This window comes from Enterobacter sp. H2G27 (assembly GCF_054403075.1).
Window position 1 is genome coordinate 3,752,487 of sequence record NZ_JBSVSI010000001.1, and the last position, 25,680, is coordinate 3,778,166.

At 54.0% G+C, this 25,680-nt stretch carries 30 protein-coding genes and 1 tRNA gene; 13 read left to right on the top strand and 18 right to left on the bottom strand.

All coding sequences use genetic code 11. The features are described from left to right. Window positions 1–79 precede the first annotated feature (79 nt). The 6 genes from ACW9E7_RS17825 to rlmE form a co-directional block, all read right to left on the bottom strand. Window positions 80–166: transfer RNA gene (locus ACW9E7_RS17825), tRNA-Leu, on the bottom strand. A gap of 9 nt (window positions 167–175) precedes the next feature. Beyond that, window positions 176–508, bottom strand: a complete 333-nt coding sequence (gene secG, locus ACW9E7_RS17830) for a preprotein translocase subunit SecG (protein ID WP_023309338.1) — start codon at window positions 506–508, stop codon at window positions 176–178. Between the two features lie 223 nt (window positions 509–731). Next, window positions 732–2,069, bottom strand: a complete 1,338-nt coding sequence (gene glmM, locus ACW9E7_RS17835; RefSeq protein ID WP_023309339.1) for a phosphoglucosamine mutase — start codon at window positions 2,067–2,069, stop codon at window positions 732–734. After that, window positions 2,062–2,910: a dihydropteroate synthase gene (gene folP / locus ACW9E7_RS17840; RefSeq protein WP_458728174.1), complete on the bottom strand. Its 849-nt coding sequence runs from the start codon at window positions 2,908–2,910 to the stop codon at window positions 2,062–2,064. The genes glmM and folP overlap by 8 nt, the downstream gene beginning before the upstream one ends. A 98-nt stretch (window positions 2,911–3,008) precedes the next feature. Beyond that, a complete protein-coding gene (ftsH, locus tag ACW9E7_RS17845; RefSeq protein WP_029739626.1) occupies window positions 3,009–4,943 on the bottom strand; it encodes an ATP-dependent zinc metalloprotease FtsH in 1,935 nt (644 codons plus the stop codon). A 102-nt stretch (window positions 4,944–5,045) separates the two neighbouring features. Next, entirely contained in the window at window positions 5,046–5,672 is a 627-nt protein-coding gene (gene rlmE / locus ACW9E7_RS17850; protein WP_003861812.1) for a 23S rRNA (uridine(2552)-2'-O)-methyltransferase RlmE, read from the bottom strand. A gap of 127 nt (window positions 5,673–5,799) precedes the next feature. Between rlmE and yhbY the strand changes: the two genes are divergently transcribed. Next, the gene (yhbY, locus tag ACW9E7_RS17855; RefSeq protein WP_003861814.1) at window positions 5,800–6,093 is read left to right on the top strand and encodes a ribosome assembly RNA-binding protein YhbY; all 294 of its coding nucleotides are present in this window, start codon (window positions 5,800–5,802) and stop codon (window positions 6,091–6,093) included. 151 nt (window positions 6,094–6,244) lie between these two features. On the opposite strand, the gene greA is transcribed toward yhbY, so the two are convergent. Beyond that, on the bottom strand, window positions 6,245–6,721 hold the full coding sequence (gene greA / locus ACW9E7_RS17860) for a transcription elongation factor GreA (RefSeq protein ID WP_014171793.1): 477 nt from the start codon (window positions 6,719–6,721) through the stop codon (window positions 6,245–6,247). A gap of 228 nt (window positions 6,722–6,949) precedes the next feature. Here greA and dacB point away from each other — a divergent pair, with 228 nt between their 5' ends. Genes dacB through pmrB form a run of 3 tightly spaced genes read left to right on the top strand, consistent with a single transcriptional unit; the run spans window position 6,950 to window position 10,088 of the window. Then, window positions 6,950–8,383 carry a serine-type D-Ala-D-Ala carboxypeptidase gene (gene dacB, locus ACW9E7_RS17865; RefSeq protein WP_033146743.1) on the top strand — a complete coding sequence of 478 codons (1,434 nt, stop codon included), beginning with the start codon at window positions 6,950–6,952 and terminating at the stop codon, window positions 8,381–8,383. Between the two features lie 2 nt (window positions 8,384–8,385). Next, window positions 8,386–9,048, top strand: coding sequence for a two-component system response regulator PmrA (pmrA, locus tag ACW9E7_RS17870; RefSeq protein ID WP_115876349.1), 663 nt, complete (start codon window positions 8,386–8,388; stop codon window positions 9,046–9,048). After that, complete coding sequence (gene pmrB, locus ACW9E7_RS17875) at window positions 9,045–10,088, top strand: two-component system sensor histidine kinase PmrB (RefSeq protein WP_111964966.1); 1,044 nt, start codon at window positions 9,045–9,047, stop codon at window positions 10,086–10,088. Before pmrA ends, pmrB begins: the two co-directional genes overlap by 4 nt. 33 nt (window positions 10,089–10,121) lie before the next feature. Here the strand turns inward: pmrB and cgtA are convergent, their stop codons facing one another. The 4 genes from cgtA to rplU all read right to left on the bottom strand — a co-directional run bounded on the left by cgtA (window position 10,122) and on the right by rplU (window position 12,963). Continuing rightward, window positions 10,122–11,297, bottom strand: coding sequence for an Obg family GTPase CgtA (cgtA, locus tag ACW9E7_RS17880; protein ID WP_021242261.1), 1,176 nt, complete (start codon window positions 11,295–11,297; stop codon window positions 10,122–10,124). A gap of 15 nt (window positions 11,298–11,312) precedes the next feature. Further along, window positions 11,313–12,278 (bottom strand): DMT family transporter, encoded by a 966-nt coding sequence (locus ACW9E7_RS17885; RefSeq protein WP_023309346.1) that lies wholly within the window; start codon window positions 12,276–12,278, stop codon window positions 11,313–11,315. A 96-nt stretch (window positions 12,279–12,374) separates the two neighbouring features. Continuing rightward, entirely contained in the window at window positions 12,375–12,632 is a 258-nt protein-coding gene (gene rpmA / locus ACW9E7_RS17890) for a 50S ribosomal protein L27 (RefSeq protein ID WP_004385076.1), read from the bottom strand. A 19-nt stretch (window positions 12,633–12,651) separates the two neighbouring features. Further along, on the bottom strand, window positions 12,652–12,963 hold the full coding sequence (gene rplU / locus ACW9E7_RS17895) for a 50S ribosomal protein L21 (protein WP_003025032.1): 312 nt from the start codon (window positions 12,961–12,963) through the stop codon (window positions 12,652–12,654). Between the two features lie 257 nt (window positions 12,964–13,220). On the opposite strand from rplU, the gene ispB reads away from it, so the two are divergent. Further along, entirely contained in the window at window positions 13,221–14,192 is a 972-nt protein-coding gene (gene ispB, locus ACW9E7_RS17900) for an octaprenyl diphosphate synthase (protein ID WP_024906360.1), read from the top strand. A 229-nt stretch (window positions 14,193–14,421) separates the two neighbouring features. Next, window positions 14,422–14,709 (top strand): DNA-binding transcriptional regulator SfsB, encoded by a 288-nt coding sequence (gene sfsB, locus ACW9E7_RS17905; protein ID WP_111964968.1) that lies wholly within the window; start codon window positions 14,422–14,424, stop codon window positions 14,707–14,709. Between the two features lie 61 nt (window positions 14,710–14,770). Here the strand turns inward: sfsB and murA are convergent, their stop codons facing one another. The 7 genes from murA to mlaF all read right to left on the bottom strand — a co-directional run bounded on the left by murA (window position 14,771) and on the right by mlaF (window position 19,564). Further along, complete coding sequence (gene murA, locus ACW9E7_RS17910; protein ID WP_115876352.1) at window positions 14,771–16,030, bottom strand: UDP-N-acetylglucosamine 1-carboxyvinyltransferase; 1,260 nt, start codon at window positions 16,028–16,030, stop codon at window positions 14,771–14,773. 50 nt (window positions 16,031–16,080) lie between these two features. Next, complete coding sequence (gene ibaG, locus ACW9E7_RS17915; protein WP_008501458.1) at window positions 16,081–16,335, bottom strand: BolA family iron metabolism protein IbaG; 255 nt, start codon at window positions 16,333–16,335, stop codon at window positions 16,081–16,083. 126 nt (window positions 16,336–16,461) lie between these two features. Beyond that, window positions 16,462–16,755, bottom strand: coding sequence for a lipid asymmetry maintenance protein MlaB (mlaB, locus tag ACW9E7_RS17920; RefSeq protein WP_127732410.1), 294 nt, complete (start codon window positions 16,753–16,755; stop codon window positions 16,462–16,464). Beyond that, a complete protein-coding gene (mlaC, locus tag ACW9E7_RS17925; RefSeq protein WP_045403542.1) occupies window positions 16,755–17,390 on the bottom strand; it encodes a phospholipid-binding protein MlaC in 636 nt (211 codons plus the stop codon). Before mlaC ends, mlaB begins: the two co-directional genes overlap by 1 nt. 18 nt (window positions 17,391–17,408) lie before the next feature. Next, window positions 17,409–17,957 carry an outer membrane lipid asymmetry maintenance protein MlaD gene (gene mlaD / locus ACW9E7_RS17930; protein WP_111965012.1) on the bottom strand — a complete coding sequence of 183 codons (549 nt, stop codon included), beginning with the start codon at window positions 17,955–17,957 and terminating at the stop codon, window positions 17,409–17,411. A 4-nt stretch (window positions 17,958–17,961) separates the two neighbouring features. Further along, window positions 17,962–18,744, bottom strand: coding sequence for a lipid asymmetry maintenance ABC transporter permease subunit MlaE (gene mlaE, locus ACW9E7_RS17935; protein ID WP_115876354.1), 783 nt, complete (start codon window positions 18,742–18,744; stop codon window positions 17,962–17,964). A gap of 7 nt (window positions 18,745–18,751) precedes the next feature. Beyond that, entirely contained in the window at window positions 18,752–19,564 is an 813-nt protein-coding gene (mlaF, locus tag ACW9E7_RS17940) for a phospholipid ABC transporter ATP-binding protein MlaF (RefSeq protein ID WP_024906354.1), read from the bottom strand. Window positions 19,565–19,791: 227 nt separating this feature from the next. Between mlaF and ACW9E7_RS17945 the strand changes: the two genes are divergently transcribed. The 7 genes from ACW9E7_RS17945 to rpoN are packed head-to-tail and all read left to right on the top strand — an operon-like array spanning window position 19,792 to window position 25,658. Then, the gene (locus tag ACW9E7_RS17945) at window positions 19,792–20,769 is read left to right on the top strand and encodes a calcium/sodium antiporter (protein ID WP_039260412.1); all 978 of its coding nucleotides are present in this window, start codon (window positions 19,792–19,794) and stop codon (window positions 20,767–20,769) included. Between the two features lie 13 nt (window positions 20,770–20,782). Next, complete coding sequence (gene kdsD, locus ACW9E7_RS17950) at window positions 20,783–21,769, top strand: arabinose-5-phosphate isomerase KdsD (protein ID WP_032659705.1); 987 nt, start codon at window positions 20,783–20,785, stop codon at window positions 21,767–21,769. 14 nt (window positions 21,770–21,783) lie between these two features. Further along, window positions 21,784–22,350, top strand: a complete 567-nt coding sequence (kdsC, locus tag ACW9E7_RS17955) for a 3-deoxy-manno-octulosonate-8-phosphatase KdsC (RefSeq protein WP_048981180.1) — start codon at window positions 21,784–21,786, stop codon at window positions 22,348–22,350. Further along, window positions 22,347–22,922, top strand: coding sequence for an LPS export ABC transporter periplasmic protein LptC (gene lptC / locus ACW9E7_RS17960; RefSeq protein ID WP_115876356.1), 576 nt, complete (start codon window positions 22,347–22,349; stop codon window positions 22,920–22,922). The genes kdsC and lptC overlap by 4 nt, the downstream gene beginning before the upstream one ends. Further along, window positions 22,891–23,445 (top strand): lipopolysaccharide ABC transporter substrate-binding protein LptA, encoded by a 555-nt coding sequence (lptA, locus tag ACW9E7_RS17965; protein ID WP_033146750.1) that lies wholly within the window; start codon window positions 22,891–22,893, stop codon window positions 23,443–23,445. Before lptC ends, lptA begins: the two co-directional genes overlap by 32 nt. 6 nt (window positions 23,446–23,451) lie before the next feature. Beyond that, window positions 23,452–24,177 carry an LPS export ABC transporter ATP-binding protein gene (gene lptB / locus ACW9E7_RS17970; protein WP_023309359.1) on the top strand — a complete coding sequence of 242 codons (726 nt, stop codon included), beginning with the start codon at window positions 23,452–23,454 and terminating at the stop codon, window positions 24,175–24,177. 47 nt (window positions 24,178–24,224) lie between these two features. Then, entirely contained in the window at window positions 24,225–25,658 is a 1,434-nt protein-coding gene (gene rpoN, locus ACW9E7_RS17975; RefSeq protein WP_458728175.1) for an RNA polymerase factor sigma-54, read from the top strand. Window positions 25,659–25,680 lie beyond the last annotated feature (22 nt).

Here is a 25,680-nt window from a genome sequence, read left to right on the forward strand (position 1 = left end):
TTACCGGGCCTACAAAACCACACCTCAGAATATGCAGACGAAAAAAAAGACGTCTTTCGACGTCTTTCTTCTCGAATATTGGTACCGAGGATGGGACTCGAACCCACAAGCCCGTTAGGGCACTACCACCTCAAGGTAGCGTGTCTACCAATTCCACCACCTCGGTACAGAATACTTAGTGCGGGATATCGCTGGTCGGCTTAGCCGGTGCAGCTGGCTGAGTCTGCTCAGTTTTCGCTGGCGCGCTCAGATTTTCCCACTCGCTTCCTTTGCTGGTCTTGTTGCTGTTGATATTGCCAAGCACAAGGCTGATGATGAAGAACAGCGTAGCCAGAATCGCCGTTGTGCGGGTCATGAAGTTCGCAGAACCACTTGAACCGAACAGCGTACCGGAAGCGCCTGCTCCGAAGGAGGCTCCCATATCAGCGCCTTTACCTTGCTGCAGCATAATCAGCGCTACGAGAGCGATGGCTACAATAAGGAAAACAACTAAAAGAGCTTCGTACATAATCAACCTGTTCCTTGCGGATTTGCCGCATACCAATGCTTCGACCAATTAGCAGGATTTTTGTTTCCCACTGAAGCGGGTGTGAATACTAACCAAAGCGAATGACCTTCGCAAGGGCATTTTTGACGCATTGTATCAACTGCGGAAAAAAACAGCAAAAAGCCATTAATTGCTTAAAACAAAGGCGACAAAAGCCGCCTTTTTATACATTTAGCTTGCACAATTATGCAGCTTTCACAGCATCCGCAATACGGTGTGCAAATTCGGTTACCTGCGCTTCGTCTTCACCTTCCACCATCACGCGGATCAGCGGTTCAGTACCGGACTTACGCAGCAGCACTCGACCACGATTGCCCAGAGCCGCTTCAACGTCAGCCATCACCGCTTTAACGTTCTCGTTTTCCAGCGGATCGCCTTTACCGGCAGTGAAGCGTACGTTAACCAGGATCTGTGGGAACATTTTCATCCCGCTGCACAGATCGTGCAGGCTCATATGGTTGCGCGCCATTGCAGCAACCACCTGCAGCGCGGCCACGATACCGTCACCGGTGGTGGTTTTATCGAGCAGGATCACGTGACCCGAGTTTTCTGCACCGATGCGCCAGCCCTTCTCCTGCAATTTTTCCAGCACATAGCGGTCACCCACTTTCGCGCGGACAAACGGAATACCGAGCTGTTTCAGCGCCAGTTCCAGGCCCATGTTACTCATCAGCGTGCCCACCGCACCGCCGCGCAGCTGGCCCTGACGCAGGCCCTCACGGGCAATGATGTAGAGGATCTGATCGCCGTCGACCTTGTTACCTTCGTGGTCGACCATGATCACGCGGTCACCGTCGCCGTCCAGCGCAATGCCCAGGTCGGCTTTCTCTGCCAGAACACGCGCCTGCAGGGCACGAACGTCAGTTGCCCCCACCTGCTCGTTAATGTTCAGACCATCCGGCTCGCAGCCAATGGTGATGACTTTCGCACCCAGTTCGCGGAAGACATTCGGGGCGATGTGATAGGTCGCGCCATTAGCACAGTCCACCACAATTTTGAGGTGAGCCAGGCTCAGCTCATTCGGGAAGGTGCCTTTACAGAATTCGATATAACGGCCCGCCGCATCAACGATACGGTTCGCTTTACCCAGCTCTGCGGAATCAACGCAGGTGATCTCTTTTTCCATTTCGGCTTCAATGGCTTCTTCCACGTCATCCGGGAGCTTGGTGCCGTCAATAGAGAAGAATTTAATGCCGTTGTCGTAGAACGGGTTGTGAGAAGCTGAGATAACAATCCCCGCTTCCGCACGGAAGGTACGCGTCAGATACGCGACTGCAGGCGTTGGCATTGGGCCCGTAAAGGACGCGGACAGCCCAGCCGCCGCCAGACCCGCTTCCAGCGCTGACTCCAGCATATAGCCGGAAATACGGGTGTCTTTACCGATAATGATCTTACGGGAACCATGACGCGCCAGCACTTTGCCAGCAGCCCAGCCGAGCTTCAGGACAAAATCAGGGGTAATGGGAGCATCGCCTACACGCCCACGGATACCATCGGTACCAAAATACTTACGATTACTCATAGCGTTTGTTTTCCTTCGCTGCCAGTGTGGCTTCCACCACACGCATGGTTTCTACTGTTTCTTTGACGTCATGGACACGAATAATGTGCGCGCCCTGCATCGCCGCAATCACCGCGCAGGCCAGGCTGCCGCTCAGGCGTTCGCTCGGCCCCACGTTCAGCAACTGCCCAATCATCGACTTTCTCGACATCCCCACCAGCAGCGGCAGGTCAAAGTGATGGAATTCCGATAAGCGCGCGAGCAACGCATAATTGTGGGAGAGATTTTTACCGAAACCGAACCCCGGGTCGAGCAACAATTTCTCTTTTGGGATACCTGCACGTTCGCAGCGCGCAATATGTTCAATAAAGAAGCGATTCACGTCGGCAAAGACATCATCATACTTCGGTGCTTCCTGCATGGTTTTCGGCTGACCCTGCATATGCATCAGGCATACCGGTAACCCGGTCTCTGCCGCGGCTTCCAGTGCGCCAGGCTCGGTGAGTGAACGAATATCATTGATAATGTGAGCGCCCACTCTCGCCACTTCACGAATCACTTCGGGTTTAGAGGTATCAACGGAGATCCATACTTCAAACCGCTGCGCGATAGCTTCAACCACCGGCACCACGCGCGCCAGCTCTTCTTCCACAGACACGTCCGCCGCACCAGGACGCGTCGATTCGCCGCCCACGTCAATAATGGTGGCGCCCGCATTAATCATTAAATTCGCGTGCTTAACCGCCTCGATAAGCGTGTTATGCGTGCCGCCGTCTGAGAAAGAGTCAGGGGTAACATTCAGGATCCCCATCACATGGGGATGTGAAAGATCGAGATGCGAGTCCTGAGCGAATAATTTCATGGCGAAATCCCTGGTATCTATATCGTTAAACAGAAATGAAAAACCCCGGAGCAAGCTCCAGGGTTTGAGTTACAGACAAACGCTTCAACAGCAGTGGCTTACTTATCGCCCAACTGTTCTGACATGGTGTTGCCCGGGTTTGGCGTACGCGGTTCATCAACCGGACGCGGCGCACGCGGGGTGCCATTGTTGTCAGAATTATTGGAAGCGCCTGGGTCTTCCCAGCCCGCTGGCGGACGCACTTCACGGCGCGCCATCAGGTCGTCAATCTGCGGTGCATCGATGGTCTCATATTTCATGAGCGCATCTTTCATCGAATGCAGGATGTCCATATTGTCGGTCAGGATCTGGCGTGCACGTGCGTAGTTACGCTCTACCAGAGATTTTACTTCCTGATCGATGATACGAGCCGTCTCATCGGACATATGTTTCGCTTTAGCCACAGAACGGCCCAGGAATACTTCGCCCTCTTCCTCTGCATACAGCAGCGGACCGAGTTTGTCGGAGAAGCCCCACTGCGTCACCATGTTACGCGCCAGGTTTGTCGCAACTTTAATGTCGTTGGACGCACCGGTAGAAACATGTTCCACACCGTAGATAATCTCTTCTGCCAGACGACCGCCGTACAGGGTCGAAATCTGGCTTTCCAGCTTCTGACGGCTGGCGCTGATCGCGTCGCCTTCAGGCAGGAAGAAAGTCACACCCAGCGCACGACCGCGCGGAATAATCGTCACTTTATGCACCGGATCGTGTTCCGGCACGAGGCGACCGATAATCGCGTGACCCGCTTCGTGGTATGCCGTGGACTCTTTCTGCGCTTCCGTCATCACCATGGAGCGACGTTCCGCGCCCATCATGATTTTGTCTTTCGCTTTCTCAAACTCCACCATAGATACGACGCGCTTGTTACCGCGAGCGGCAAACAGAGCAGCTTCGTTGACCAGGTTCGCCAGGTCCGCACCGGAGAAGCCAGGAGTACCGCGCGCAATGATTGCCGCGTCGATATCTGGCGCCAGCGGTACGCGACGCATGTGAACTTTCAGAATCTGTTCACGACCGCGAACGTCCGGCAGACCCACAACAACCTGACGGTCGAAACGGCCTGGACGCAGCAGCGCAGGGTCAAGTACGTCCGGACGGTTAGTCGCCGCGATAACGATGATACCTTCGTTACCTTCGAAGCCGTCCATCTCAACCAGCATCTGGTTCAGCGTCTGTTCACGTTCATCATGACCACCGCCCAGGCCTGCGCCACGCTGGCGGCCCACGGCGTCGATTTCATCGATGAAGATAATGCACGGTGCTGCCTTCTTGGCCTGCTCGAACATGTCACGCACACGAGATGCACCGACACCCACGAACATTTCGACGAAGTCAGAACCTGAAATAGTAAAGAACGGCACCTTCGCTTCACCTGCGATGGCTTTCGCCAGCAGGGTTTTACCGGTACCCGGAGGGCCAACCATCAGCACGCCTTTCGGGATCTTACCGCCCAGCTTCTGGAAACGGCTCGGTTCACGCAGGTATTCAACCAGTTCACCCACCTCTTCTTTCGCTTCGTCACAACCGGCGACGTCAGCGAAAGTAGTCTTGATCTGGTCTTCCGTCAGCATACGCGCCTTGCTCTTACCGAACGACATGGCACCTTTGCCACCGCCGCCCTGCATCTGACGCATAAAGAAGATCCAGACGCCAATAAGAAGCAGCATCGGGAACCAGGAAATGAAGATAGAAGCCAGCAGGCTTGGTTCTTCTGGCGGCTCACCTACCACCTTGACGTTTTTGGTCAGAAGGTTATCAAGCAGCTTAGGATCGTTCACCGGGATGTAAGTCGTGTAACGGTTACTATCTTTCTTGGTAACGTTGATCTCACGTCCGTTGATACGCGCTTCGCGAACCTGGTCCTGATTGACCTCCTGCAGGAAGGTAGAATAATCCACCTTGCGGCCATTCGACTCGCTGGGCCCAAAGCTCTGGAATACTGACATCAGCACAACGGCAATGACCAGCCAGAGTATTAGGTTTTTCGCCATGTCACTCAAGGGATTAACCTCATATTACAACTGTGTTAAAAACAGCGTCAGGATACTCTATATCCAGTTTCATTCAAACTTTCGCCTGAAATCTACCGGTTATCATTTTCGCCCGGTCGCTACAATATACACTTCTCGGGAACGGGCCCGGGAAGAGTCCGGCTTACGAACTTTAACCTTCGCAAACAGGGAGCGAATTTCCTTAAGATACTCCTCGAAACCTTCGCCCTGAAACACCTTCACAACAAAACTACCACCAGGCGCTAGTACATCACGACACATTTCTAACGCTAGCTCCACCAGATACATGGCGCGGGGGATATCCACCGCCGGTGTTCCGCACATATTTGGTGCCATATCTGACATGACAACCTGGACCTTACTGTCACCTACACGATCAAGTAACGCTTTCAGCACTAATTCATCACGAAAGTCGCCCTGAAGGAAGTCGACACCGACGATGGGATCCATTGGTAAAAGATCGCACGCAATGATTCGGCCCGTTCCGCCGATCTGCGTTACCGCATACTGGGACCATCCGCCAGGTGCCGCACCGAGGTCTACAACCGTCATCCCCGGCTTAAAAAGTTTGTCACTTTGCTGTATTTCATCAAGTTTAAACCAGGCACGGGAACGCAACCCCTTTTTCTGTGCCTGTTGAACATATTTATCGCTAAAGTGTTCCTGAAGCCAGCGACTGGAGCTGGCAGAACGCTTTTTACCTGTCATTTAACATTTCCGTCCTGGTTCATCGTTACCTGCCTGTGACGTAAATTTCTACGCAGCTATTTGGCGATATAAGGGAGATGGCGGTAGAATGAACCGTTTTCAATCCCAACGTAAGCAAAAATATACGATGAATCTTAGTACTAAACAAAAACAGCACCTTAAAGGTCTGGCACATCCGCTCAAGCCTGTAGTGATGCTTGGCAACAATGGTTTGACCGAAGGGGTGCTTGCCGAGATTGAACAAGCGCTGGAACACCACGAGCTGATCAAGGTGAAAATCGCCTCTGAAGACAGAGACACTAAAAACCTGATCGTGGAAGCCATCGTGCGCGAAACCGGCGCCTGTAATGTACAGGTCATCGGTAAAACGCTGGTGCTCTACCGCCCATCTAAAGAGCGTAAAATCTCGCTGCCACGCTAAGGATATCCTGAATTAAACACATTTTCTGTGTGAAACGAGGGATTTCTGTCAGCAGGCGAGCAAAATGCCATGCTCCTTGAGTTGATAAAAGGCCGCTATGCGGCCTTTTTCTTTTCTTTACAATGTATCAACATCTTAGTAGAGAAGCGAATTACAGGTATTCAACCTTAATAATTTCGTATTCCACTTCACCGCCAGGGGTGCGGATGGTGACAACATCGTCCTGCTCTTTGCCAATCAGGCCGCGAGCAATCGGAGAGTTCACTGAAATCAGGTTCTGTTTGAAGTCTGCTTCATCATCACCCACGATGCGATAGGTCTGCTCTTCGTCGTTGTCCAGGTTCAGCACGGTCACGGTAGAACCAAAGATCACACGCCCGTTGTTAGGCATTTTGGTAATATCAATGACCTGTGCATTGGACAGTTTTGCCTCGATATCTTTAATACGCCCTTCACAGAAACCCTGCTGCTCACGAGCGGCGTGGTATTCAGCGTTCTCTTTCAGGTCGCCATGCTCGCGCGCATCCGCGATAGCGGCGATGATTTCAGGACGACGCACGGATTTCAGGAAATCCAGCTCTTCGCGCAGTTTTTCGGCACCACGTAAGGTCATCGGAATAGCTTGCATTTGTTATACCTCTTAAACATTCCTGTTGGGAGCAGTGTTCCCTGCTCCTGCCCCCCTAAGCGGGCAAGAAGCAAAAAGAAAACCGACCCGGGAGCAATGCCCCAGGTCAGCAGCAATTTTTCAGTTTGATACGCATTTTACCGCGAAGTTCACTATGGGTCATCGTTTACTTTGCAGTGCCATGCACCGTAGTATGACGGTTTGTTTTCGGGTTGTTAGCGCGAGATTATGCGATTTTCCAGATTTATCATCGGATTGACTACCAGTATAACGTTCACCGCCCAGGCCGCGAATGTTGATGAGTACATTAATCAGCTCCCCGCAGGCGCGAACCTCGCCCTGATGGTGCAGAAGGTTGGCGCACAGGCTCCCGAGATTGACTATCACAGTCAACAGATGGCGCTGCCTGCCAGTACCCAAAAGGTGATCACCGCCCTCGCCGCCCTGCTCCAGCTCGGCCCTGATTTCCGTTTTACGACCACACTCGAGACCAAAGGTAACGTCGAGGGTGGCGCACTGAAAGGCGATCTTATCGCCCGTTTTGGCGGCGATCCGACCTTTAAGCGTCAGGATATCCGCAATATGGTTGCGGTACTGAAAAAATCTGGCGTACAGAAAATTGATGGCAATGTGCTGATCGACACATCCATCTTTGCCAGCCACGATAAAGCCCCGGGCTGGCCGTGGAACGACATGACACAATGCTTTAGCGCCCCGCCCGCCGCAGCAATCGTTGACCGTAACTGCTTCTCGGTTTCGCTTTACAGCGCACCAAAGCCGGATGATTTAGCGTTTATCCGCATAGCGTCCTACTACCCGGTCACCATGTTCAGCCAGGTCCGCACGCTGGCGAAAGGCTCCCCGGATGCGCAATATTGTGAGCTGGACGTCGTGCCAGGGGATCTTAACCGCTTCACGCTTACCGGCTGCCTGACGCAGCGCGCCGATCCGCTGCCGCTGGCCTTTGCGATACAGGATGGTGCAAGCTATGCGGGTGCCATTCTGAAAGATGAACTGAAACAAGCGGGCATAACCTACACCGGCACGCTGCTTCGCCAGACGCAGGTCAACCAGCCCGGCACGGTCATCGCCAGCAAACAGTCTCCGCCGCTGCACGATTTACTGCGAATCATGCTGAAAAAGTCTGACAACATGATTGCCGACACCGTGTTCCGCATGATTGGCCACGCGCGTTTCGGCGTGCCGGGCACCTGGCGCGCGGGTTCAGACGCCGTTCGTCAGATCCTGCGCCAGCAGGCCGGGATCGAGCTGGGCAATACCATCGCCGTCGATGGCTCCGGATTATCGCGTCATAATTTGATCTCTCCGGCCACGATGATGCAGGTGCTTCAGTACATTGCACAGCACGACACTGAGCTAAACTTTATTTCAATGCTGCCGCTGGCCGGGCATGACGGTTCTCTGCAGTACCGTGCCGGGCTTCACGCTGCCGGTGTGGATGGTAAAGTCTCCGCGAAAACAGGCTCACTGCAGGGGGTTTACAACCTTGCAGGCTTCATCACTACCGCCAGCGGACAACGCATGGCATTCGTGCAGTATCTTTCCGGCTATGCCGTCGAACCGACCGACCAGCGCAATCGTCGTATTCCGCTTGTTCGCTTCGAAAGCAGGCTTTATAAGGACATCTATCAGAATAACTAGCGATGAAACTACTCATAGTTGAAGACGATCTGTTATTGCAGGAGGGGCTGGCGCTAGGTCTGGCCAATGAAGGGTACGCCCTCGACTGTGCTGGCACCGCAGCGGAGGCGGACTCTCTGATTCAGAGCGGCGAATACAGCCTGGTGATCCTCGATTTGGGCTTGCCTGATAAAGACGGCGCCACGCTGCTCGGCCAGTGGCGACGTCGCGGCATCGCCAACCCGGTATTGATCCTGACGGCACGAGATGCCCTTGAAGACCGTATCGCTGGCCTCGATGCAGGCGCTGATGATTACCTGGTGAAGCCTTTTGCGCTCGCGGAGCTGCAGGCTCGGGTGCGAGCGTTGATTCGCCGCTATCAGGGCCATAGTGATAACTTACTGACCGACGGCGATATTACGCTGAATTTGCAAACCCAGCAGGTGCTGCGCCAGGATCAGGCTGTAGAGGTGACGCCAAAAGAGTTCGCCTTGCTTACGCGTCTGATCATGCGGAGCGGGCAAACGGTACACAGAGAAACGCTCCAGCAGGATATTTACTCCTGGCAGGACGATCCCGGCTCAAATACCCTTGAGGTCCACATCCATAACCTGCGGCGTAAACTCGGCAAAGACAGGATCAAAACCGTTCGCGGCGTCGGCTATCGTCTGGAGAGCCAGAAATGAACAGCATGCGTCGGCGTTTGATGGTGCTGCTGGCGGTGATTCTCCTGTTTTTCCAGCTGATAAGCGTTATCTGGCTATGGCATGAAAGCCGTGAACAGATTGGTTTTCTGGTCAACGAAACGCTGTCAGCAAAAGCGCGCAATAATCACGTTGAGAAAGAGATCCGCGAAGCGATTGCCTCGCTGCTGGTTCCTTCCCTGGTGATGGTCGGCTTTACCCTGCTCTTCTCCTTCTGGGCGGTCACCTGGATAACCCGACCGCTGAATAAACTCCGCGACAGTCTCGCTAACCGTTCGGCCGATAACTTAACCCCGCTTCCTATGTATTCCGACATGGAAGAAATTGGCGCGGTGACGACCTCCCTGAACCAGCTGCTGGCACGACTGGATAGCACCATTCAGCAGGAGCGTCTCTTCACCGCAGACGCCGCACACGAGCTGAGAACGCCTCTGGCCGGCATCCGGCTCCATCTTGAGCTCATGGCGCAGTCAGGCGCGCCACAGGCAGCGACGTTAATTAGCCGTATCGATCAGCTCATGCATACCGTCGAACAGCTGCTAATGCTGGCCCGTGCCGGACAGGCAATGGCGAGCGGGCACTACGAAACCGTGAACTGGACGGAAAATATCATTGAACCTCTCGGCCTGGGGCATGAAGCCAAAGAGCATACGGTGATTTGGCCCGCTAAAAGCGCGCTCACGGTTCAGGGAGATGCCGTGCTCCTGCGCCTGATGCTGCGCAACCTGCTGGAGAATGCAGGGCGCTACAGCCCGGCAGGGACAACGATTACAGTGACATTAACCGAGGTCGACGGGGGGACGCAGATCAGCGTTATCGATCAGGGTCCAGGGATTGATGAAGCGCACCGAGTGTCAATCACCGAGCCATTCCGCCGTCTTGACCAGCGCTACGGAGGGAGCGGTCTGGGCCTGAGTATCGTGCAGCGCATCGTCCAGCTACACCACGGCAGGCTGACCCTTGAAAATGGCGCTGAAGGCGGTTTAATCGCCAGCTGCTGGCTGCCCACAACGCTTCAATAAAAAAGCCCCCATAATGGGGGCTTTGAACAGATATTAATGCTTGTAGATGAACTCGACGCCTTCTTCGTCGTCTTCATCCCAGTCATCGTCCCAGTCTTCATCGTCTTCTTCCGCTTCCAGCTCTTCGAGCTGCTGGCGGTGGTAGTCATCCCACATGAATTCGACTTTTTCAGGCTGTTTGACTTCTTCCGCCTGAACAATTGGGTTCTCAATGATGAAGGTCATCACATCCCAGCATAGATCCTTCACGCCGACCTGGCTTGCCGCAGAGATCAGGTAGTACTTATCTTCCCAACCCATCGCTTCAGCAATGGCTTTCGCTTTCGCTTCCGCTTCGGCTTTGTCCATCAGGTCGATCTTGTTGAAGACCAGCCAGCGTGGTTTATTCGCCAGTTTTTCGCTGTATTTTTCCAGCTCGCCCACGATGATACGGGCGTTTTCAACCGGATCGGAACCGTCGATAGGATCGATATCAATGAGGTGCAGCAGCACGCGGCAGCGCTCAAGGTGCTTCAGGAAGCGAATCCCCAGACCGGCCCCTTCCGCGGCGCCTTCAATCAGACCCGGGATATCGGCAACCACGAAGCTCTTCTCGTTATCCATACGGACAACACCCAGGCTTGGTACCAGCGTGGTAAACGGATAGTCTGCTACTTTTGGCTTGGCCGCAGAGACGGCGCGAATGAACGTCGATTTACCGGCGTTTGGCATACCCAGCATGCCCACGTCAGCCAGAAGCATCAGCTCCAGCTGCAGGTCGCGCTTATCGCCCGGCGTACCCATCGTTTTCTGACGCGGCGTACGGTTAACGGAAGATTTGAAACGGCTGTTACCCAGACCGTGCCAGCCGCCTTTCGCCACCATCAGGCGCTGACCGTGTTTGGTCATGTCACCCATGGTTTCACCGGTCCCCTGGTCAATCACGCGCGTACCGACCGGAACTTTAATGGTGACGTCTTTACCGCGTTTCCCGGTACAGTCACGGCTCTGGCCGTTTTGGCCACGTTCAGCGCGGAAGGATTTTTCGAAACGGTAGTCGATCAGCGTGTTGAGGTTCTCATCCGCCTCCAGCCACACGTCACCACCATCCCCGCCGTCGCCGCCATCAGGACCGCCACGTGGGATATACTTTTCACGGCGGAAGCTCACGCAACCGTTGCCGCCATCACCAGCCACGACCAGGATCGTCGCTTCATCAACAAACTTCATTTTACTCTCCGTAACTCATTCGCCTGAGCGGGGGACTACTACAACCGCTTCATTTTTGCGCCAACGTCCCCAAAGACGATGACCAATGGCGGAATACATCGCGCCCGCAACCACGACAAACGCACCGAGATAACCCAACAGGTTGAGCATCGGTCTGACGAAGACATCGGGCCAGGCCATTGATAACAAATCTGAAAATAACAGCGTAAACAGCGGAGTAAGCGTAATTAACGCGCTCACCTGTGCTGCCTGCCAGCGCGCCATCGCTTCGGCCAGCGCGCCATAACCGACCAGCGTGTTCAGCCCACAAAAAATGAGGCACGCCAGTTGCCAGTCGCTAAGCTGGGAAATCACTCCCGGCTTTGCTAATGGCAGCAATGCTATTGTACACAAAGTGTACAGCAAAAAGAGGATCTGCTGTGAGGCAAGACGACGCAATAACACCTTTTGTGCGACGCCATAGCTCACCCAGACCGTTGCTGCCCCCACACCGAAAATTACACCCCATGTGTAATCCGTCAGGCGAGTGAAAATCTCAATCAGACTGGTGTTGAAGAACATCACCAGACCGCACAGCAGCATGCTCGCCCCGATAATCTGCGTACCGCGCATCTTTTCCTTGAGGATAAAGACGCTGGCGACCATCATGCCAACCGGTGAAAGCTGACCTATCACCTGCGACGCCGTGGGGCTGAGGTATTGCAGGGAAGAGCTGAACAGGATGAAGTTACCGAACAGACCGCCCGTCGCGATAGCCAGCAATACCAGCCAGCGCGGTTTACGGAAGAGCCGCAAGGGTGGAAGCTTACCTTTGATAGCCAGAATAGCTCCGAGGCCAATGCTTGCCATCAGAAAGCGATAAAAAACCACCGTAGGCGGCTCCATCACTTCCAGTACCTGCTTCATTGCAATTGGCAGTGCACCCCAGCACATTGCGGTAGTGAGCGCCAAAAGAATACCAATGCCGGCCTGCTGCTTCATGCCCGTTTTCCCTACAGAAAAAATTACCGGGTTTCCAATGTAAAAAGCCCCGCAACAGGTTGCGGGGCTTTAATCCGTTACCGGACCGAGAAAACCTTACTCAGCAACGATGCTGATGTATTTACGGTTGTTCGGGCCTTTAACTTCAAATTTCACTTTACCGTCTGCTTTAGCAAACAGAGTGTGGTCACGACCGCAACCTACGTTGTTGCCAGCGTGGAATTTGGTACCACGTTGACGAACAATGATGCTACCCGCCAGAACGGATTCGCCACCGAAACGCTTAACGCCCAGGCGTTTAGCTTCTGAATCGCGACCGTTACGTGTGGAGCCGCCAGCCTTTTTATGTGCCATTTAAATCTCTCCTCAGGTCTTAGGCGCTGATGCCAGTAATTTTCACATCAGTGAACCACTGACGGTGGCCCTGCTGCTTACGGTAGTGCTTACGACGACGAAACTTAACGATTTTAACTTTCTCGCCACGACCGTGTGCAACAACTTCAGCTTTGATAACGCCGCCATCAACGAAAGGAACGCCGATTTTGACTTCTTCACCGTTTGCGATCATCAGAACTTCAGCGAACTCAACAGATTCGCCAGTTGCGATGTCCAGCTTTTCCAGGCGAACGGTCTGACCTTCGCTTACTCGGTGTTGTTTACCACCACTTTGGAAAACCGCGTACATATAAACTCCGCTTCCGCGCACGTCCTCGTATGAATCAGAGTGCGCTATAAATATTCACAATAGGGCGCGAATATTACGCAAAACGCGAGCCTTTGACAAGTGCTACCGTCAATACATGAAGAAAAAAAACACAACACGTACGGTAACGTTTATCTGAGCCGTTTTTTCAGTACAATCAGCACTACTATTGATAAACCAAAACCCTTCGTTACCCCATTGAAGATGGGATCAACAGGATAAAAAGCCCGGCTTTTGCGATGAATTTAGAAAAAATCAACGAGTTAACCGCGCAAGATATGGCGGGTGTGAATGCAGCAATCCTGGAGCAACTCAACTCTGACGTTCAACTGATCAATCAGTTGGGTTATTACATCGTCAGCGGCGGCGGTAAACGCATTCGTCCGATGATTGCCATTCTGGCTGCCAGAGCCGTTGGCTATCAGGGAAATGCCCACATCACTATCGCAGCGCTCATCGAATTTATCCACACGGCGACGCTTCTGCATGACGATGTGGTGGATGAATCGGATATGCGCCGTGGCAAAGCCACGGCAAACGCCGCTTTCGGGAACGCAGCCAGCGTCCTGGTGGGGGATTTTATTTATACCCGCGCCTTCCAGATGATGACCAGTCTGGGCTCCCTTAAAGTGCTGGAAGTAATGTCCGAAGCCGTAAACGTCATTGCTGAAGGCGAAGTGCTGCAGCTGATGAATGTCAACGACCCTGACATCACCGAAGAAAACTACATGCGCGTCATCTACAGCAAAACCGCGCGCCTGTTTGAAGCGGCGGCCCAGTGTTCCGGTATTCTGGCTGACTGTACCGAAGCACAGGAAAAGGGCCTGCAGGACTATGGCCGCTATCTGGGTACGGCATTCCAGCTGATCGATGATTTACTGGACTACAGTGCAGACGGCGAGACGCTCGGCAAAAACGTGGGCGATGACCTGAACGAAGGCAAACCGACCCTGCCGCTGCTGCATGCAATGCGGAACGGAACAGCCGACCAGGCGAAAATGATCCGCGAAGCGATTGAGCAGGGAAATGGTCGCCATCTTCTGGAACCTGTACTGGAAACCATGGCTATCTGCGGATCGCTGGAATGGACGCGTCAGCGTGCGGAAGAAGAAGCCGACAAAGCCATCGAAGCGCTTCAGGTTATTCCAGACAGTCCGTGGCGCGAGGCACTGATTGGTCTTGCCCACATCGCCGTCCAGCGCGACCGTTAATCCCCTTGTTTCTCCCCGCAGCGATAGCGGGGAGTTCCTGTACACGCCTGTAAATTCCGTGTTCATGTAAATTCATCGGTTTAGAGACCGCATGAATAAAGCCCTGTCTTATTCTGAATATCCCATCAAGTAACGCGAACTTTTTAGAACAAGAAGTTGAAATGGGTATAGTAAACCCCGTCGTTTCAGAAGAAACGGCGTAGGTGAATCCGAACTTAAGGACAGCGTTATGGATACGAAATTTATCGACTGGCACACGGCTGATATTATTGCCGCACTGCGCAAAAAAGGCACTTCACTGGCAGCAGAGTCCCGCCGCCATGGACTGAGTTCTTCAACTCTGGCAAACGCCCTCACCCGCCCCTGGCCCAAAGGAGAATTAATTATCGCAACGGCGCTGGATACGCATCCGTGGGTGATTTGGCCTTCACGCTACCACGATCCCATTACCCATGAATTTATCGACAGATCGCGCATGATTCGCCAGAGAAGAGTAAAAAGAGAACCGCAGGAATAACGCGTTTTTTGACAGGAACAGCAACCCCCCGGTCATTTCTGGCAGGGGGCTGCCGGAACGATTACTCGCCCTTCACACGCTCGATGTTGGCACCCAGCGCGCGCAGTTTATCTTCGATACGCTCATAGCCACGATCGATGTGATAGATACGATCCACAATCGTTGTACCTTCCGCGATACAACCCGCCAGCACCAGGCTTGCAGACGCACGCAGATCGGTTGCCATCACCTGAGCGCCGGACAGCGTCTCAACGCCGTGGCAAATCACGGTATTACTTTCGATCTCAGCACGTGCACCCATACGGATCAGCTCCGGTACGTGCATAAAGCGGTTCTCGAAAATGGTTTCTGTGATGAAGCCAGTACCCTCGGCGACCAGGTTCAGCAGGGTGAACTGCGCCTGCATGTCAGTTGGGAACGCCGGGTGTGGCGCCGTACGCACATTGACTGCTTTTGGACGCTGGCCATGCATATCGAGGCTGATCCAGTCTTCACCGACTTCAATATCCGCACCCGCATCGCGCAATTTCGCCAGCACCGCATCCAGGGTATCTGGCTGCGCGTTACGACAAACAATCTTACCGCCAGAAATCGCCGCTGCGACCAGGAATGTACCGGTTTCGATACGGTCCGGCAGAACGCGATAGACACCACCGCCCAGACGCTCAACGCCTTCGATGGTGATACGGTCGGTACCCTGGCCGGAGATCTTCGCACCCAGCGCCACGAGGAAGTTGGCGGTATCCACAATCTCCGGTTCACGCGCGGCGTTTTCGATGATGGTGGTGCCTTCTGCCAGCGTCGCCGCAGACATAATGGTGACCGTTGCGCCCACGCTCACTTTGTCCATGACAATGTGCGCGCCTTTCAGACGACCATTAACGGACGCTTTAACGTAACCTTCTTCCAGCTTGATCTCTGCGCCCAGTTTTTCCAGACCAAAGATGTGCAGGTCAACCGGACGCGCACCGATGGCGCAACCGCCCGGCAGAGAAACCTGACCCTGACCAAAACGCGCCACCAGCGGGCCAAGCGCCCAGATGGATGCACGCATAGTTTTCACCAGATCGTAAGGTGCTGAGAAGTTGTTCACCTTGCTGGCGTCGATCCAGACGGAACCGTTACGCTCAACTTTCGTGCCCAGCTGGGTGAGTAGCTTCATGGTGGTGTCGATATCTTTCAGCTTCGGTACGTTCTGAATTTCTACCGGCTCTTCAGCCAGCAGCGCAGCAAAGAGGATTGGCAGCGCGGCGTTTTTCGCGCCAGAAATTGTGACTTCGCCCTGGAGACGCGTTGGCCCCTGTACACGAAATTTGTCCATTGTGTGCTCTCTTATAAATTCAACCGTGCTGCGGGCCTGTTGCCCTCAGCTCAAAAACCGTTTAGTTTGCGATCGCGTGCCCACTCTTGCGGGGTGAACGCTTTAATCGACAGGGCGTGGATGCGGTTATCCGCAATATATTCCATCAGCGGCGCGTACACAGCCTGCTGTTTCTTCACGCGGCTCATGCCGTCGAACATCTCACCCACAGCAATAACCTGGAAGTGACTGCCATCGCCAGTGACGTGGGCTTCCTGAAGGGAGAGTGCATTCATCAGCACTGTCTGGATTTCATGATTTTCCATGGGTTCTTAATCATCTGATAGTGAAAACAAGCCCAACATCTTAGAGCAAAGTGGCGTTGTCTTAAACAAGCAAAAAGCCCCGACGATGAAACTGTCAGGGCTTTCGGAAGTAACGCACTGAAAATATTAACGAGGCAATACGTCCTGAGGAAGATTGTAGAGCTGAGCAAGGGTCACGACATTCTCGCTCGCGCCGCGAAGCGTGACGCTAGCCCCCTGCTTTTTCCCTACAGCAATCAGATGGGCAAGCAGCGCAACCCCGGCCGTATCCACCCGCGTGACCTCGGTTAAGTCGATAAGCGTCACGCCCTGCATCACTTCATGGCGTTTGTCCCACAGTGGGTTCAGCAGATCCTGATCCAGTTCACCGGACAGCTTTAACGTCTCGCCTTCACGCGACCAGCTGAGTTGCTGTGACATTACTTCTTCTCGTCCAGCGTGATTTTCTGACGAGCAATGGACTGCAGCTGAGCGGTCAGGCCATCAATGCCTTTGGTGCGCAGCAGATCGCTCCATTCGTTCTGTTTGGTGGTGATCATGCTTACGCCTTCGGCGATCATGTCATACGCCTGCCAGTGACCGGTCTGGCTGTTTTTACGCCACTGGAAATCCAGACGAACCGGCGGACGACCGTTAGGATCGTTGATCGTCACACGGATAGGGACGATGGTCGCATCGCCCAGCGGCTGCTCGGGCGCAATCTGATAGGTCTGACCGTGGTACATCGCCAGCGCCTGGCCATAGGCCTGTTTCAGGTATTCACGGAACGCGGCAAAGTAGGCCTCACGCTGCGCAGGAGTCGCGTCTTTGTAATAGCGGCCCAGCACCAGCGCACCCGCATATTTGATCTGCACGTACGGCAGCAGCTCCTGGTCAACCACGTCACGCAGGTAATCAGGATTAGAACGAATCTTAGGCTGTTCGTTTTTAAGACGGTCGAATGTCTTCTTCGCCGCTTCGTCCATCAGTTTGTACGGGTTACTCTGATCCGCAGCGTGGGCGGCGGTAAGAGGGGCGATGACCAGCATGGCAACCATTAACAGTCGTTTAAACATGAATGACTTCTCCTGATATTAATTCGCAGCACCTGGGGTCGGCGCGGCATTGGTATGGTCTTCGCTCTGCGCAGGGGCAGCGTCAGATTTTTTCTCATCTCCTTTACTGTTGTAAAGGAACTGACCAATCATATCCTCCAGCACCATCGCGGATTTCGTATCCTGAATGACGCTACCGTCTTTAAGGATAGTCGTTCCCAGCTCGGGATCTTCAAAGCCAACGTTAAGCGCCAGATATTGTTCGCCCAGCAGACCAGAAGTCCGGATAGACAGGGAGCTGGTGTCCGGAATGTGGTTGTAACGCTCTTCGATATCCATCGCGACGCGAGGCAGATAGGTCTTCTCATCCAGCGTAATGTCGGATACGCGCCCGATCACCACGCCGCCGATACGGACCGGTGAACGCGCCTTCAGCCCGCCGATGTTATCGAAGGTGGCATAGATGCGATACGTCGGTTCTGTGCGCACAGACGTGATATCCGCCGCTCTCAGGCAGATAAACAGTGCGGCCAGCAGCGCCAGCAGCAGGAATACACCGACCCAAATTTCATTTTTTCTCGTTTGCATGAACTCAATTCCCAAACATCAGTGCGGTGAGCACAAAATCCAGACCCAGTACGGCCAGCGACGAATGAACGACTGTACGTGTAGTTGCGCGGCTAATGCCCGCCGACGTCGGGATGGCATCGTAACCATTGAACAATGCAATCCAGGTGACCGTAATGGCAAATACCACGCTTTTAATCAGGCAGTTAACCAGATCCATTCGCAGGTCAATGGCGTCCTGCATCGCGGACCAGAAGAAACCGGCATCGATGCCTTTCCAGTGCACGCCAACCAGCGAGCCGCCCCAGATACCCACGGCGACAAACAGAATAGTCAGTAACGGTAAAGAGATCACCCCAGCCCAGAAACGCGGCGAGATCACGCGACGCAGCGGATCGACCGCCATCATCTCCATGCTGGAAAGCTGCTCGGTCGCACGCATCAGGCCAATTTCAGCTGTTAATGCCGACCCCGCGCGCCCGGCGAACAACAGCGCCGCCACAACGGGCCCCAGTTCGCGCAGCAGCGAGAGCGCCACCAGCATCCCGAGGCTGGTTTCCGCACTGTAGGTTGTCAGCACCAGGTAGCCCTGCAGACCCAGCACCATCCCGATAAACAGACCGGAGACAATGATGATGAGCATCGACAGCACGCCGACATTATAAAGCTGGCGCACCAATAGCGGCGCGTGCTTACGGAATTCCGGCCTGCCAACCAGGGCGTTGAATAACATCAATCCGGCACGCCCGAACGTCCTGATGGTTTTTATGCCACGGTGTCCGAGAGCGGCCAACGCATTTAACAGCATGAGTGGCTTAACTCCCTATTCCCAGTAAATCGTCACGATAGTCGCCCGCCGGGTAGCGGAACGGCACAGGGCCATCGGCAATACCGTCGAGGAACTGTCTAACACGCGGATCGCAATTTTCCTGCAGCGCCTGAGCGCTACCGTGTGCGACGATCTTTTTGTCCGCCACGATATAGGCGTAATCGGCAATGCTCAATACTTCCGGTACATCGTGAGACACCACAATGCAGGTGACGCCAAGCGCGCTGTTCAGCTCAGAGATGAGCTTCACCAGCACGCCCATCGTAATGGGATCCTGTCCAACAAACGGTTCGTCGAACATGATTAAATCAGGTTCTAATGCAATGGCTCTCGCCAGCGCGGCGCGGCGCGCCATGCCGCCGGACAGCTCCGAAGGCATCAGCTTCGCGGCCCCCCGCAAGCCAACGGCTTCGAGCTTCATCATCACCGTGCTTTTCAGCAGTTCAGGTGGCAGACTGGTATGCTCGCGCAGCGGATAAGCCACGTTATCAAAGACGTTCATGTCGGTGAACAAGGCGCCCGACTGAAAGAGCATGCTCATGCGTTTGCGGACAGTATACAGGCGCGAGCGCGACATCTCCGGGATGTTTTCGCCATCAAAGAGGATTTCACCGCTATCCGGTGGGATCTGCCCACCAATAAGGCGAAGCAGGGTCGTTTTACCGATCCCGGACGGCCCCATAATGGCAGTGATCTTGCCACGCGGAACGGTCAACGAAATATCATCAAATATCAATCTGTTGGCGCGAGAAAAACTCACCCCGCGGACATCGACTAAATTCGCCATGGTTTGGCTCATTTATAGTTCCTTTCTTATCCTGCTCACGTTAAGGCATGTAGCCTGAATCAGCCCTAAACTCAGCATTTTTACAGAATAATAACCGTAGAGGTTAGCGAAAGCTGGCATTTGTTTTACTTTTCCGGCGCATAAAGTCAAAATTAGGAATTCGTTACGCCTCAGACTGTATGCAGTCCAGCCGTGCACGCGCGATGGACCGACGAGTATACCTGAAGAAAGGACTTTTGATGCTTTTAGCAACAGCACTGTTAATAATTGGTTTACTTTTGGTCGTCTACAGTGCTGACCGTTTAGTATTTGCTGCATCTATCCTGTGTCGCCTGACGGGCGTACCGCCTGTCGTCATCGGGATGACCGTGGTCAGTGTGGGAACGTCACTTCCTGAAATCATCGTCTCTGTCTCGGCATCGCTGCATGGTCAGTTAGACCTTGCAGTAGGCACCGCGATTGGCTCTAACATCGTCAATATACTCTTGATTTTAGGCCTGGCCGCACTGCTCCATCCATTTCGCGTGCATTCTGATGTTCTGCGCCGTGAATTGCCGCTAATGTTAATCGTAAGCCTGTTGGCAGGCTGCGTATTTTACGATGGCGTACTGAGCTACAGCGACGGTATTTTCCTGCTGGCGCTGGCCGTCATTTGGTTGCTGTATAGTGTTAAAATCGCCCGTCAGGCGGAAAAACAGGGTCAGGATAGCCTCACGCGTGAGCAGGTCGCCGAACTTCCGCGAGAAGGCACGCTGCCTGTTGCCCTGCTCTGGCTTGGCGTTGCGCTGATCATCATGCCGATGGCAACGCGCATGGTTGTGGATAACGCGACGGTACTGGCGAACTATTTCGCCATCAGTGAACTTACCATTGGTCTGACGGTGATTGCCATCGGTACCAGCCTGCCGGAACTGGCCACGGCCATTGCGGGGGCACGTAAAGGTGAAGATGACATTGCCATTGGTAATATCATCGGTTCCAACATATTTAATATCGCCATTGTGATGGGCCTTCCGGCCCTCATTACGCCAGGGCCCTTTAATCCCCTGGCATTCTCGCGTGACTACGGCGTGATGTTATTGGTCAGCGTGATATTTGCCCTGCTCTGCTGGCGGCGGCAACGACAGATCGGCAAAGGCGCAGGCGCGCTGCTGACGGGTGGATTTATCGTATGGATGGCGATGCTGTACTGGCTCTCGCCTCTTCTCTCTGGGTAATCGGAAACGCATTATGTCGCAAATAGAATTGCAGCCGGGTTTTGACTTTCAGAAAGCAGGCAAAGAGGTTCTGGAGATTGAACGTGAAGGTCTGGCGCAGTTAGATCGGTACATTAATCAGGATTTTAGTCTGGCATGTGAGAAGATGTTCTACTGTGCCGGCAAAGTCGTGGTGATGGGGATGGGTAAGTCCGGCCACATTGGACGTAAAATGGCGGCAACATTTGCCAGCACCGGAACCTCTTCCTTCTTTGTACACCCGGGGGAAGCCGCGCACGGCGACCTGGGTATGGTCACGCCGCAGGATATCGTCATCGCACTGTCTAACTCCGGTGAGTCCAATGAAATTCTGGCGCTGATCCCGGTACTGAAACGACTGCAGGTGCCGCTTATTTGCATGACCAGCCGTCCGGAAAGTAGCATGGCGCGTGCGGCGGATATTCACCTGTGCGTGAAAGTGCCTAAGGAGGCCTGTCCGCTCGGCCTGGCGCCAACGTCCAGCACCACCGCAGCGCTGGTCATGGGTGATGCGCTTGCCGTCGCACTGCTTGAAGCCCGCGGTTTTACGCCGGAAGATTTCGCGCTTTCCCATCCGGGCGGCGCGCTGGGGCGCAAGCTGCTGCTTCGGGTAAACGATATTATGCACACCGGGGATGAGATCCCTCACGTCAGCAAAGAAGCCTCCCTACGTGATGCGCTGCTGGAAATCACCCGTAAGAATCTGGGTATGACGGTCGTGTGCGACGATCTGATGAAAATTCAGGGTATCTTCACCGATGGCGACCTGCGCCGCGTGTTCGACATGGGTGTTGATGTCCGAACCCTGGGCATTGCCGACGTGATGACGCCGGGCGGTATCCGCGTGCGTCCGGGTACGCTGGCCGTGGATGTGCTGAACCTGATGCAGTCCCGCCATATTACCTCCGTTATGGTTGCCGATGGCGACCAGTTGCTGGGTGTGGTACATATGCATGATCTGCTGCGCGCAGGCGTAGTGTAATGAAGGATAAGACAATGAGTAATGCGGGTGCATCCCTTGCAACCTGTTATGGCCCGGTCAGTACCCAGATGATGGCAAAGGCGAAAAACATTCGTCTGCTCATCCTGGATGTGGATGGCGTACTCTCCGATGGCCTGATTTACATGGGCAATAATGGTGAAGAGCTGAAAGCATTTAACGTCCGCGACGGCTATGGTATCCGCTGTGCGCTCACCTCGGGTATTGAGGTGGCTATCATCACCGGGCGAAAAGCTAAACTGGTAGAAGACCGCTGTGAAACCTTAGGAATTACCCATCTGTATCAGGGGCAGTCCGATAAGATGGCGGCGTTTAAGGATTTACTGGGTAAACTGGCTATCGCACCGGAAAACGTGGCCTACGTTGGGGACGATCTGATTGACTGGCCCGTGATGGCTGAGGTCGGGCTGAGCATCGCCGTTGCCGATGCGCATCCGCTGCTGATCCCGCGCGCTGACTACGTTACCCACATCAACGGGGGCCGTGGTGCCGTCCGTGAAGTCTGCGATCTGCTCCTGCTGGCGCAGGGCAAGCTTGATGAGGCCAAAGGGCAATCGATATGAGTAAAACCAGACGCTGGATTATCATTTTGCTTTCGCTAGTCGCACTGGTATTGATTGGCGTGAACCTTGCCGATCGCGACGATACGCAAACAGAAGTGGTTAACAATAGCGATCCAACCTATAAAAGCGATCACAGCGAAACCGTGGTCTACAGCCCGGAAGGCGCGCTGAACTATCGCCTGATTGCCCAGCATGTTGAATATTTTTCAGATGACGGTATTTCGTGGTTTACCCAACCGGTGATGACCACATTCGATAAAGACAAAGTGCCGACGTGGTCAATTAAGTCAGATCGGGCCAAACTGACAAATGACCGTATGCTTTATCTGTACGGCCACGTTGAAGTCAACGCCCTGACCGCTGACTCGCAACTGCGAAAAATTACGACGGATAATGCCCAGATCAACCTGGTTACTCAGGACGTGACGTCGCAGGATCTGGTCACACTGTATGGCACAACATTTAATTCCAGCGGTTTGAGAATGCGCGGGAACTTACGCAGCAAGAACGCCGAGCTGATTGAAAAGGTTAGAACCTCCTATGAAATTCAAAACAAACAAACTCAGCCTTAAAGTAATTATCGCCAGCGCGATGCTGGCGACCAGTCTCCCCGCGCTTGCTGTAACGGGCGATACCGACCAGCCGATTCATATCGAGTCCGACACCCAGTCTCTCGATATGCAGGGTAACGTCGTCACCTTCACGGGTAACGTCGTCATGACCCAGGGCACCATCAAAATTAACGCTGACAAAGTGGTCGTTACCCGTCCGGGTGGCGAGCAGGGCAAAGAGATCATTGATGGTTATGGCAACCCGGCAACCTTTTACCAGATGCAGGACAATGGCAAGCCGGTAAAAGGCCGCGCCTCGCATATGCACTACGAGCTGGCGAAGGACCTGGTAATCCTGACCGGAAACGCGTATCTGGAACAGCTGGACAGCAACATTACCGGCGACCAAATCACCTATCTGGTGAAAGAGCAAAAAATGCAGGCCTCCAGCGAGAAAGGTAAACGCGTCACGACCGTACTGGTTCCGTCGCAGCTGCAGGACAAAGGCAAGGGCCAGGCCCCGGCACAGAAGAAGAGTAACTAATCCGTTATGGCAACATTAACTGCAAAAAACCTCGCGAAGGCCTATAAGGGCCGCCGTGTCGTAGAAGATGTCAGTTTGACCGTCAACTCTGGCGAAATCGTGGGGCTGCTTGGCCCTAACGGTGCGGGTAAAACGACAACCTTCTACATGGTCGTTGGCATTGTGCCGCGCGATGCCGGCAACATAATCATTGACGATGAAGACATCAGTCTTCTGCCGCTTCACGCGCGCGCGCGTCGCGGGATCGGCTATCTGCCGCAGGAAGCCTCCATTTTCCGTCGTCTTAGCGTTTACGACAACCTGATGGCGGTCCTGCAAATTCGTAACGATCTGACCAGCGAACAGCGTCAGGATCGTGCCAACGAGCTGATGGAAGAGTTCCACATTGAGCATCTGCGCGACAGCCTCGGTCAGGCACTCTCCGGGGGCGAACGCCGTCGCGTTGAGATCGCGCGTGCGCTGGCCGCAAACCCTAAATTTATCCTTCTGGATGAACCGTTTGCGGGTGTTGACCCGATCTCGGTTATCGACATTAAACGTATCATTGAACACCTGCGCGACAGCGGGCTTGGCGTACTGATCACCGACCACAACGTCCGTGAAACGCTGGCCGTATGTGAACGCGCGTATATTGTGAGCCAGGGCAATCTGATCGCCCACGGTACGCCACAGCAGATCCTCGAAGACGATCATGTTAAGCGCGTCTATCTTGGGGAAGACTTCAGACTCTGATAGGGTAGAGGTAACGTAACGCCGAACCGGAGAAAAATGCTCTGAACATGAAGCAAGGTTTGCAATTAAGGCTCAGCCAACAACTGGCAATGACGCCGCAGCTACAGCAGGCAATTCGCCTGTTGCAACTGTCCACGTTAGAACTTCAGCAGGAGCTCCAGCAGGCGCTGGACAGCAACCCCCTGCTGGAACAAACCGATCTTCATGACGAGGTAGATACCCAGCAGTCACAGGACACTGAAGCGCTTGATACCGCCGACGCACTCGAACAAAAAGAGATGCCCGACGAGCTTCCGCTGGATGCCAGCTGGGATGAAATCTACACCGCCGGAACGCCTTCCGGTACGCGTGCGGACTACCAGGATGATGAGCTACCGGTCTATCAGGGAGAAACCACTCAGTCGCTGCAGGATTACCTGATGTGGCAGGTGGAACTCACTCCCTTCTCCGATACCGACCGCGCAATTGCTACCTCAATTGTCGATGCCGTTGACGACACCGGCTATTTGACCGTCACGCTTGACGATATTCTGGAAAGCATGGGCGACGAAGAGATAGAGCTTGAGGAAGTTGAAGCCGTTCTGAAGCGCATCCAGCGTTTCGATCCGGTAGGCGTAGCCGCAAAAGATCTGCGCGACTGCCTGCTGATCCAGCTTTCTCAGTTCAGCAAAGAGACGCCATGGCTCGACGAGGCGCGCGTGATCATCAGCGATCACCTGGATCTGCTGGCGAACCACGATTTCCGCACCCTGATGCGCGTCACGCGCCTGAAGGAAGAGGTGCTGAAAGAAGCGGTGAATCTGATCCAGTCACTCGATCCACGCCCGGGACAGTCAATCCAGACCAGCGAGCCTGAGTACGTTATTCCGGACGTGCTGGTCAGAAAACACAATGGCCGCTGGGTCGTTGAGCTGAATTCAGACAGCATCCCTCGCCTGCAAATCAACCAGCAGTATGCCTCCATGTGCACCAGCGTGCGTAACGACTCCGACAATCAATATATTCGTAGCAATCTTCAGGAAGCGCGATGGCTGATCAAAAGTCTTGAGAGCCGAAATGATACGCTGCTACGCGTCAGCCGCTGTATTGTCGAACAGCAGCAGGCTTTCTTTGAGCAGGGCGAAGAGTATATGAAACCGATGGTGCTTGCGGATATCGCCCAGGCCGTCGAGATGCATGAATCAACCATTTCCCGTGTCACCACGCAGAAGTATCTGCACAGTCCACGCGGTATTTTTGAGCTTAAGTATTTCTTCTCCAGCCATGTGAATACCGAGGGCGGCGGCGAAGCGTCGTCAACGGCCATTCGTGCCCTGGTGAAGAAGTTGATCGCCGCGGAGAACCCCGCGAAGCCGCTAAGCGACAGTAAGTTAACCACCATGCTGTCCGATCAGGGTATTATGGTGGCACGTCGTACTGTTGCGAAGTATCGAGAGTCTTTATCCATTCCGCCGTCCAACCAGCGTAAACAGCTGGTCTGACACAACCGATAAGGAAGACACT

Bases quoted from the DNA above. Each gene is read 5' to 3' on its own strand.
- secG (WP_023309338.1), bottom strand. From the start codon at position 508: ATGTACGAAGCTCTTTTAGTTGTTTTCCTTATTGTAGCCATCGCTCTC.
- mlaE (WP_115876354.1), bottom strand. From the start codon at position 18,744: ATGCTGTTAAATGCGTTGGCCGCTCTCGGACACCGTGGCATAAAAACC.
- pmrA (WP_115876349.1), top strand. From the start codon at position 8,386: ATGAAACTACTCATAGTTGAAGACGATCTGTTATTGCAGGAGGGGCTG.
- ACW9E7_RS17885 (WP_023309346.1), bottom strand. From the start codon at position 12,278: ATGAAGCAGCAGGCCGGCATTGGTATTCTTTTGGCGCTCACTACCGCA.
- greA (WP_014171793.1), bottom strand. From the start codon at position 6,721: ATGCAAGCTATTCCGATGACCTTACGTGGTGCCGAAAAACTGCGCGAA.
- lptB (WP_023309359.1), top strand. From the start codon at position 23,452: ATGGCAACATTAACTGCAAAAAACCTCGCGAAGGCCTATAAGGGCCGC.
- lptA (WP_033146750.1), top strand. From the start codon at position 22,891: ATGAAATTCAAAACAAACAAACTCAGCCTTAAAGTAATTATCGCCAGC.
- lptC (WP_115876356.1), top strand. From the start codon at position 22,347: ATGAGTAAAACCAGACGCTGGATTATCATTTTGCTTTCGCTAGTCGCA.
- ibaG (WP_008501458.1), bottom strand. From the start codon at position 16,335: ATGGAAAATCATGAAATCCAGACAGTGCTGATGAATGCACTCTCCCTT.
- ispB (WP_024906360.1), top strand. From the start codon at position 13,221: ATGAATTTAGAAAAAATCAACGAGTTAACCGCGCAAGATATGGCGGGT.
- murA (WP_115876352.1), bottom strand. From the start codon at position 16,030: ATGGACAAATTTCGTGTACAGGGGCCAACGCGTCTCCAGGGCGAAGTC.
- dacB (WP_033146743.1), top strand. From the start codon at position 6,950: ATGCGATTTTCCAGATTTATCATCGGATTGACTACCAGTATAACGTTC.
- pmrB (WP_111964966.1), top strand. From the start codon at position 9,045: ATGAACAGCATGCGTCGGCGTTTGATGGTGCTGCTGGCGGTGATTCTC.
- sfsB (WP_111964968.1), top strand. From the start codon at position 14,422: ATGGATACGAAATTTATCGACTGGCACACGGCTGATATTATTGCCGCA.
- ftsH (WP_029739626.1), bottom strand. From the start codon at position 4,943: ATGGCGAAAAACCTAATACTCTGGCTGGTCATTGCCGTTGTGCTGATG.
- cgtA (WP_021242261.1), bottom strand. From the start codon at position 11,297: ATGAAGTTTGTTGATGAAGCGACGATCCTGGTCGTGGCTGGTGATGGC.
- glmM (WP_023309339.1), bottom strand. From the start codon at position 2,069: ATGAGTAATCGTAAGTATTTTGGTACCGATGGTATCCGTGGGCGTGTA.
- yhbY (WP_003861814.1), top strand. From the start codon at position 5,800: ATGAATCTTAGTACTAAACAAAAACAGCACCTTAAAGGTCTGGCACAT.
- kdsD (WP_032659705.1), top strand. From the start codon at position 20,783: ATGTCGCAAATAGAATTGCAGCCGGGTTTTGACTTTCAGAAAGCAGGC.
- rpmA (WP_004385076.1), bottom strand. From the start codon at position 12,632: ATGGCACATAAAAAGGCTGGCGGCTCCACACGTAACGGTCGCGATTCA.
- mlaC (WP_045403542.1), bottom strand. From the start codon at position 17,390: ATGTTTAAACGACTGTTAATGGTTGCCATGCTGGTCATCGCCCCTCTT.
- mlaF (WP_024906354.1), bottom strand. From the start codon at position 19,564: ATGAGCCAAACCATGGCGAATTTAGTCGATGTCCGCGGGGTGAGTTTT.
- rpoN (WP_458728175.1), top strand. From the start codon at position 24,225: ATGAAGCAAGGTTTGCAATTAAGGCTCAGCCAACAACTGGCAATGACG.
- rlmE (WP_003861812.1), bottom strand. From the start codon at position 5,672: ATGACAGGTAAAAAGCGTTCTGCCAGCTCCAGTCGCTGGCTTCAGGAA.
- ACW9E7_RS17945 (WP_039260412.1), top strand. From the start codon at position 19,792: ATGCTTTTAGCAACAGCACTGTTAATAATTGGTTTACTTTTGGTCGTC.
- folP (WP_458728174.1), bottom strand. From the start codon at position 2,910: ATGAAATTATTCGCTCAGGACTCGCATCTCGATCTTTCACATCCCCAT.
- rplU (WP_003025032.1), bottom strand. From the start codon at position 12,963: ATGTACGCGGTTTTCCAAAGTGGTGGTAAACAACACCGAGTAAGCGAA.
- mlaB (WP_127732410.1), bottom strand. From the start codon at position 16,755: ATGTCACAGCAACTCAGCTGGTCGCGTGAAGGCGAGACGTTAAAGCTG.
- kdsC (WP_048981180.1), top strand. From the start codon at position 21,784: ATGAGTAATGCGGGTGCATCCCTTGCAACCTGTTATGGCCCGGTCAGT.
- mlaD (WP_111965012.1), bottom strand. From the start codon at position 17,957: ATGCAAACGAGAAAAAATGAAATTTGGGTCGGTGTATTCCTGCTGCTG.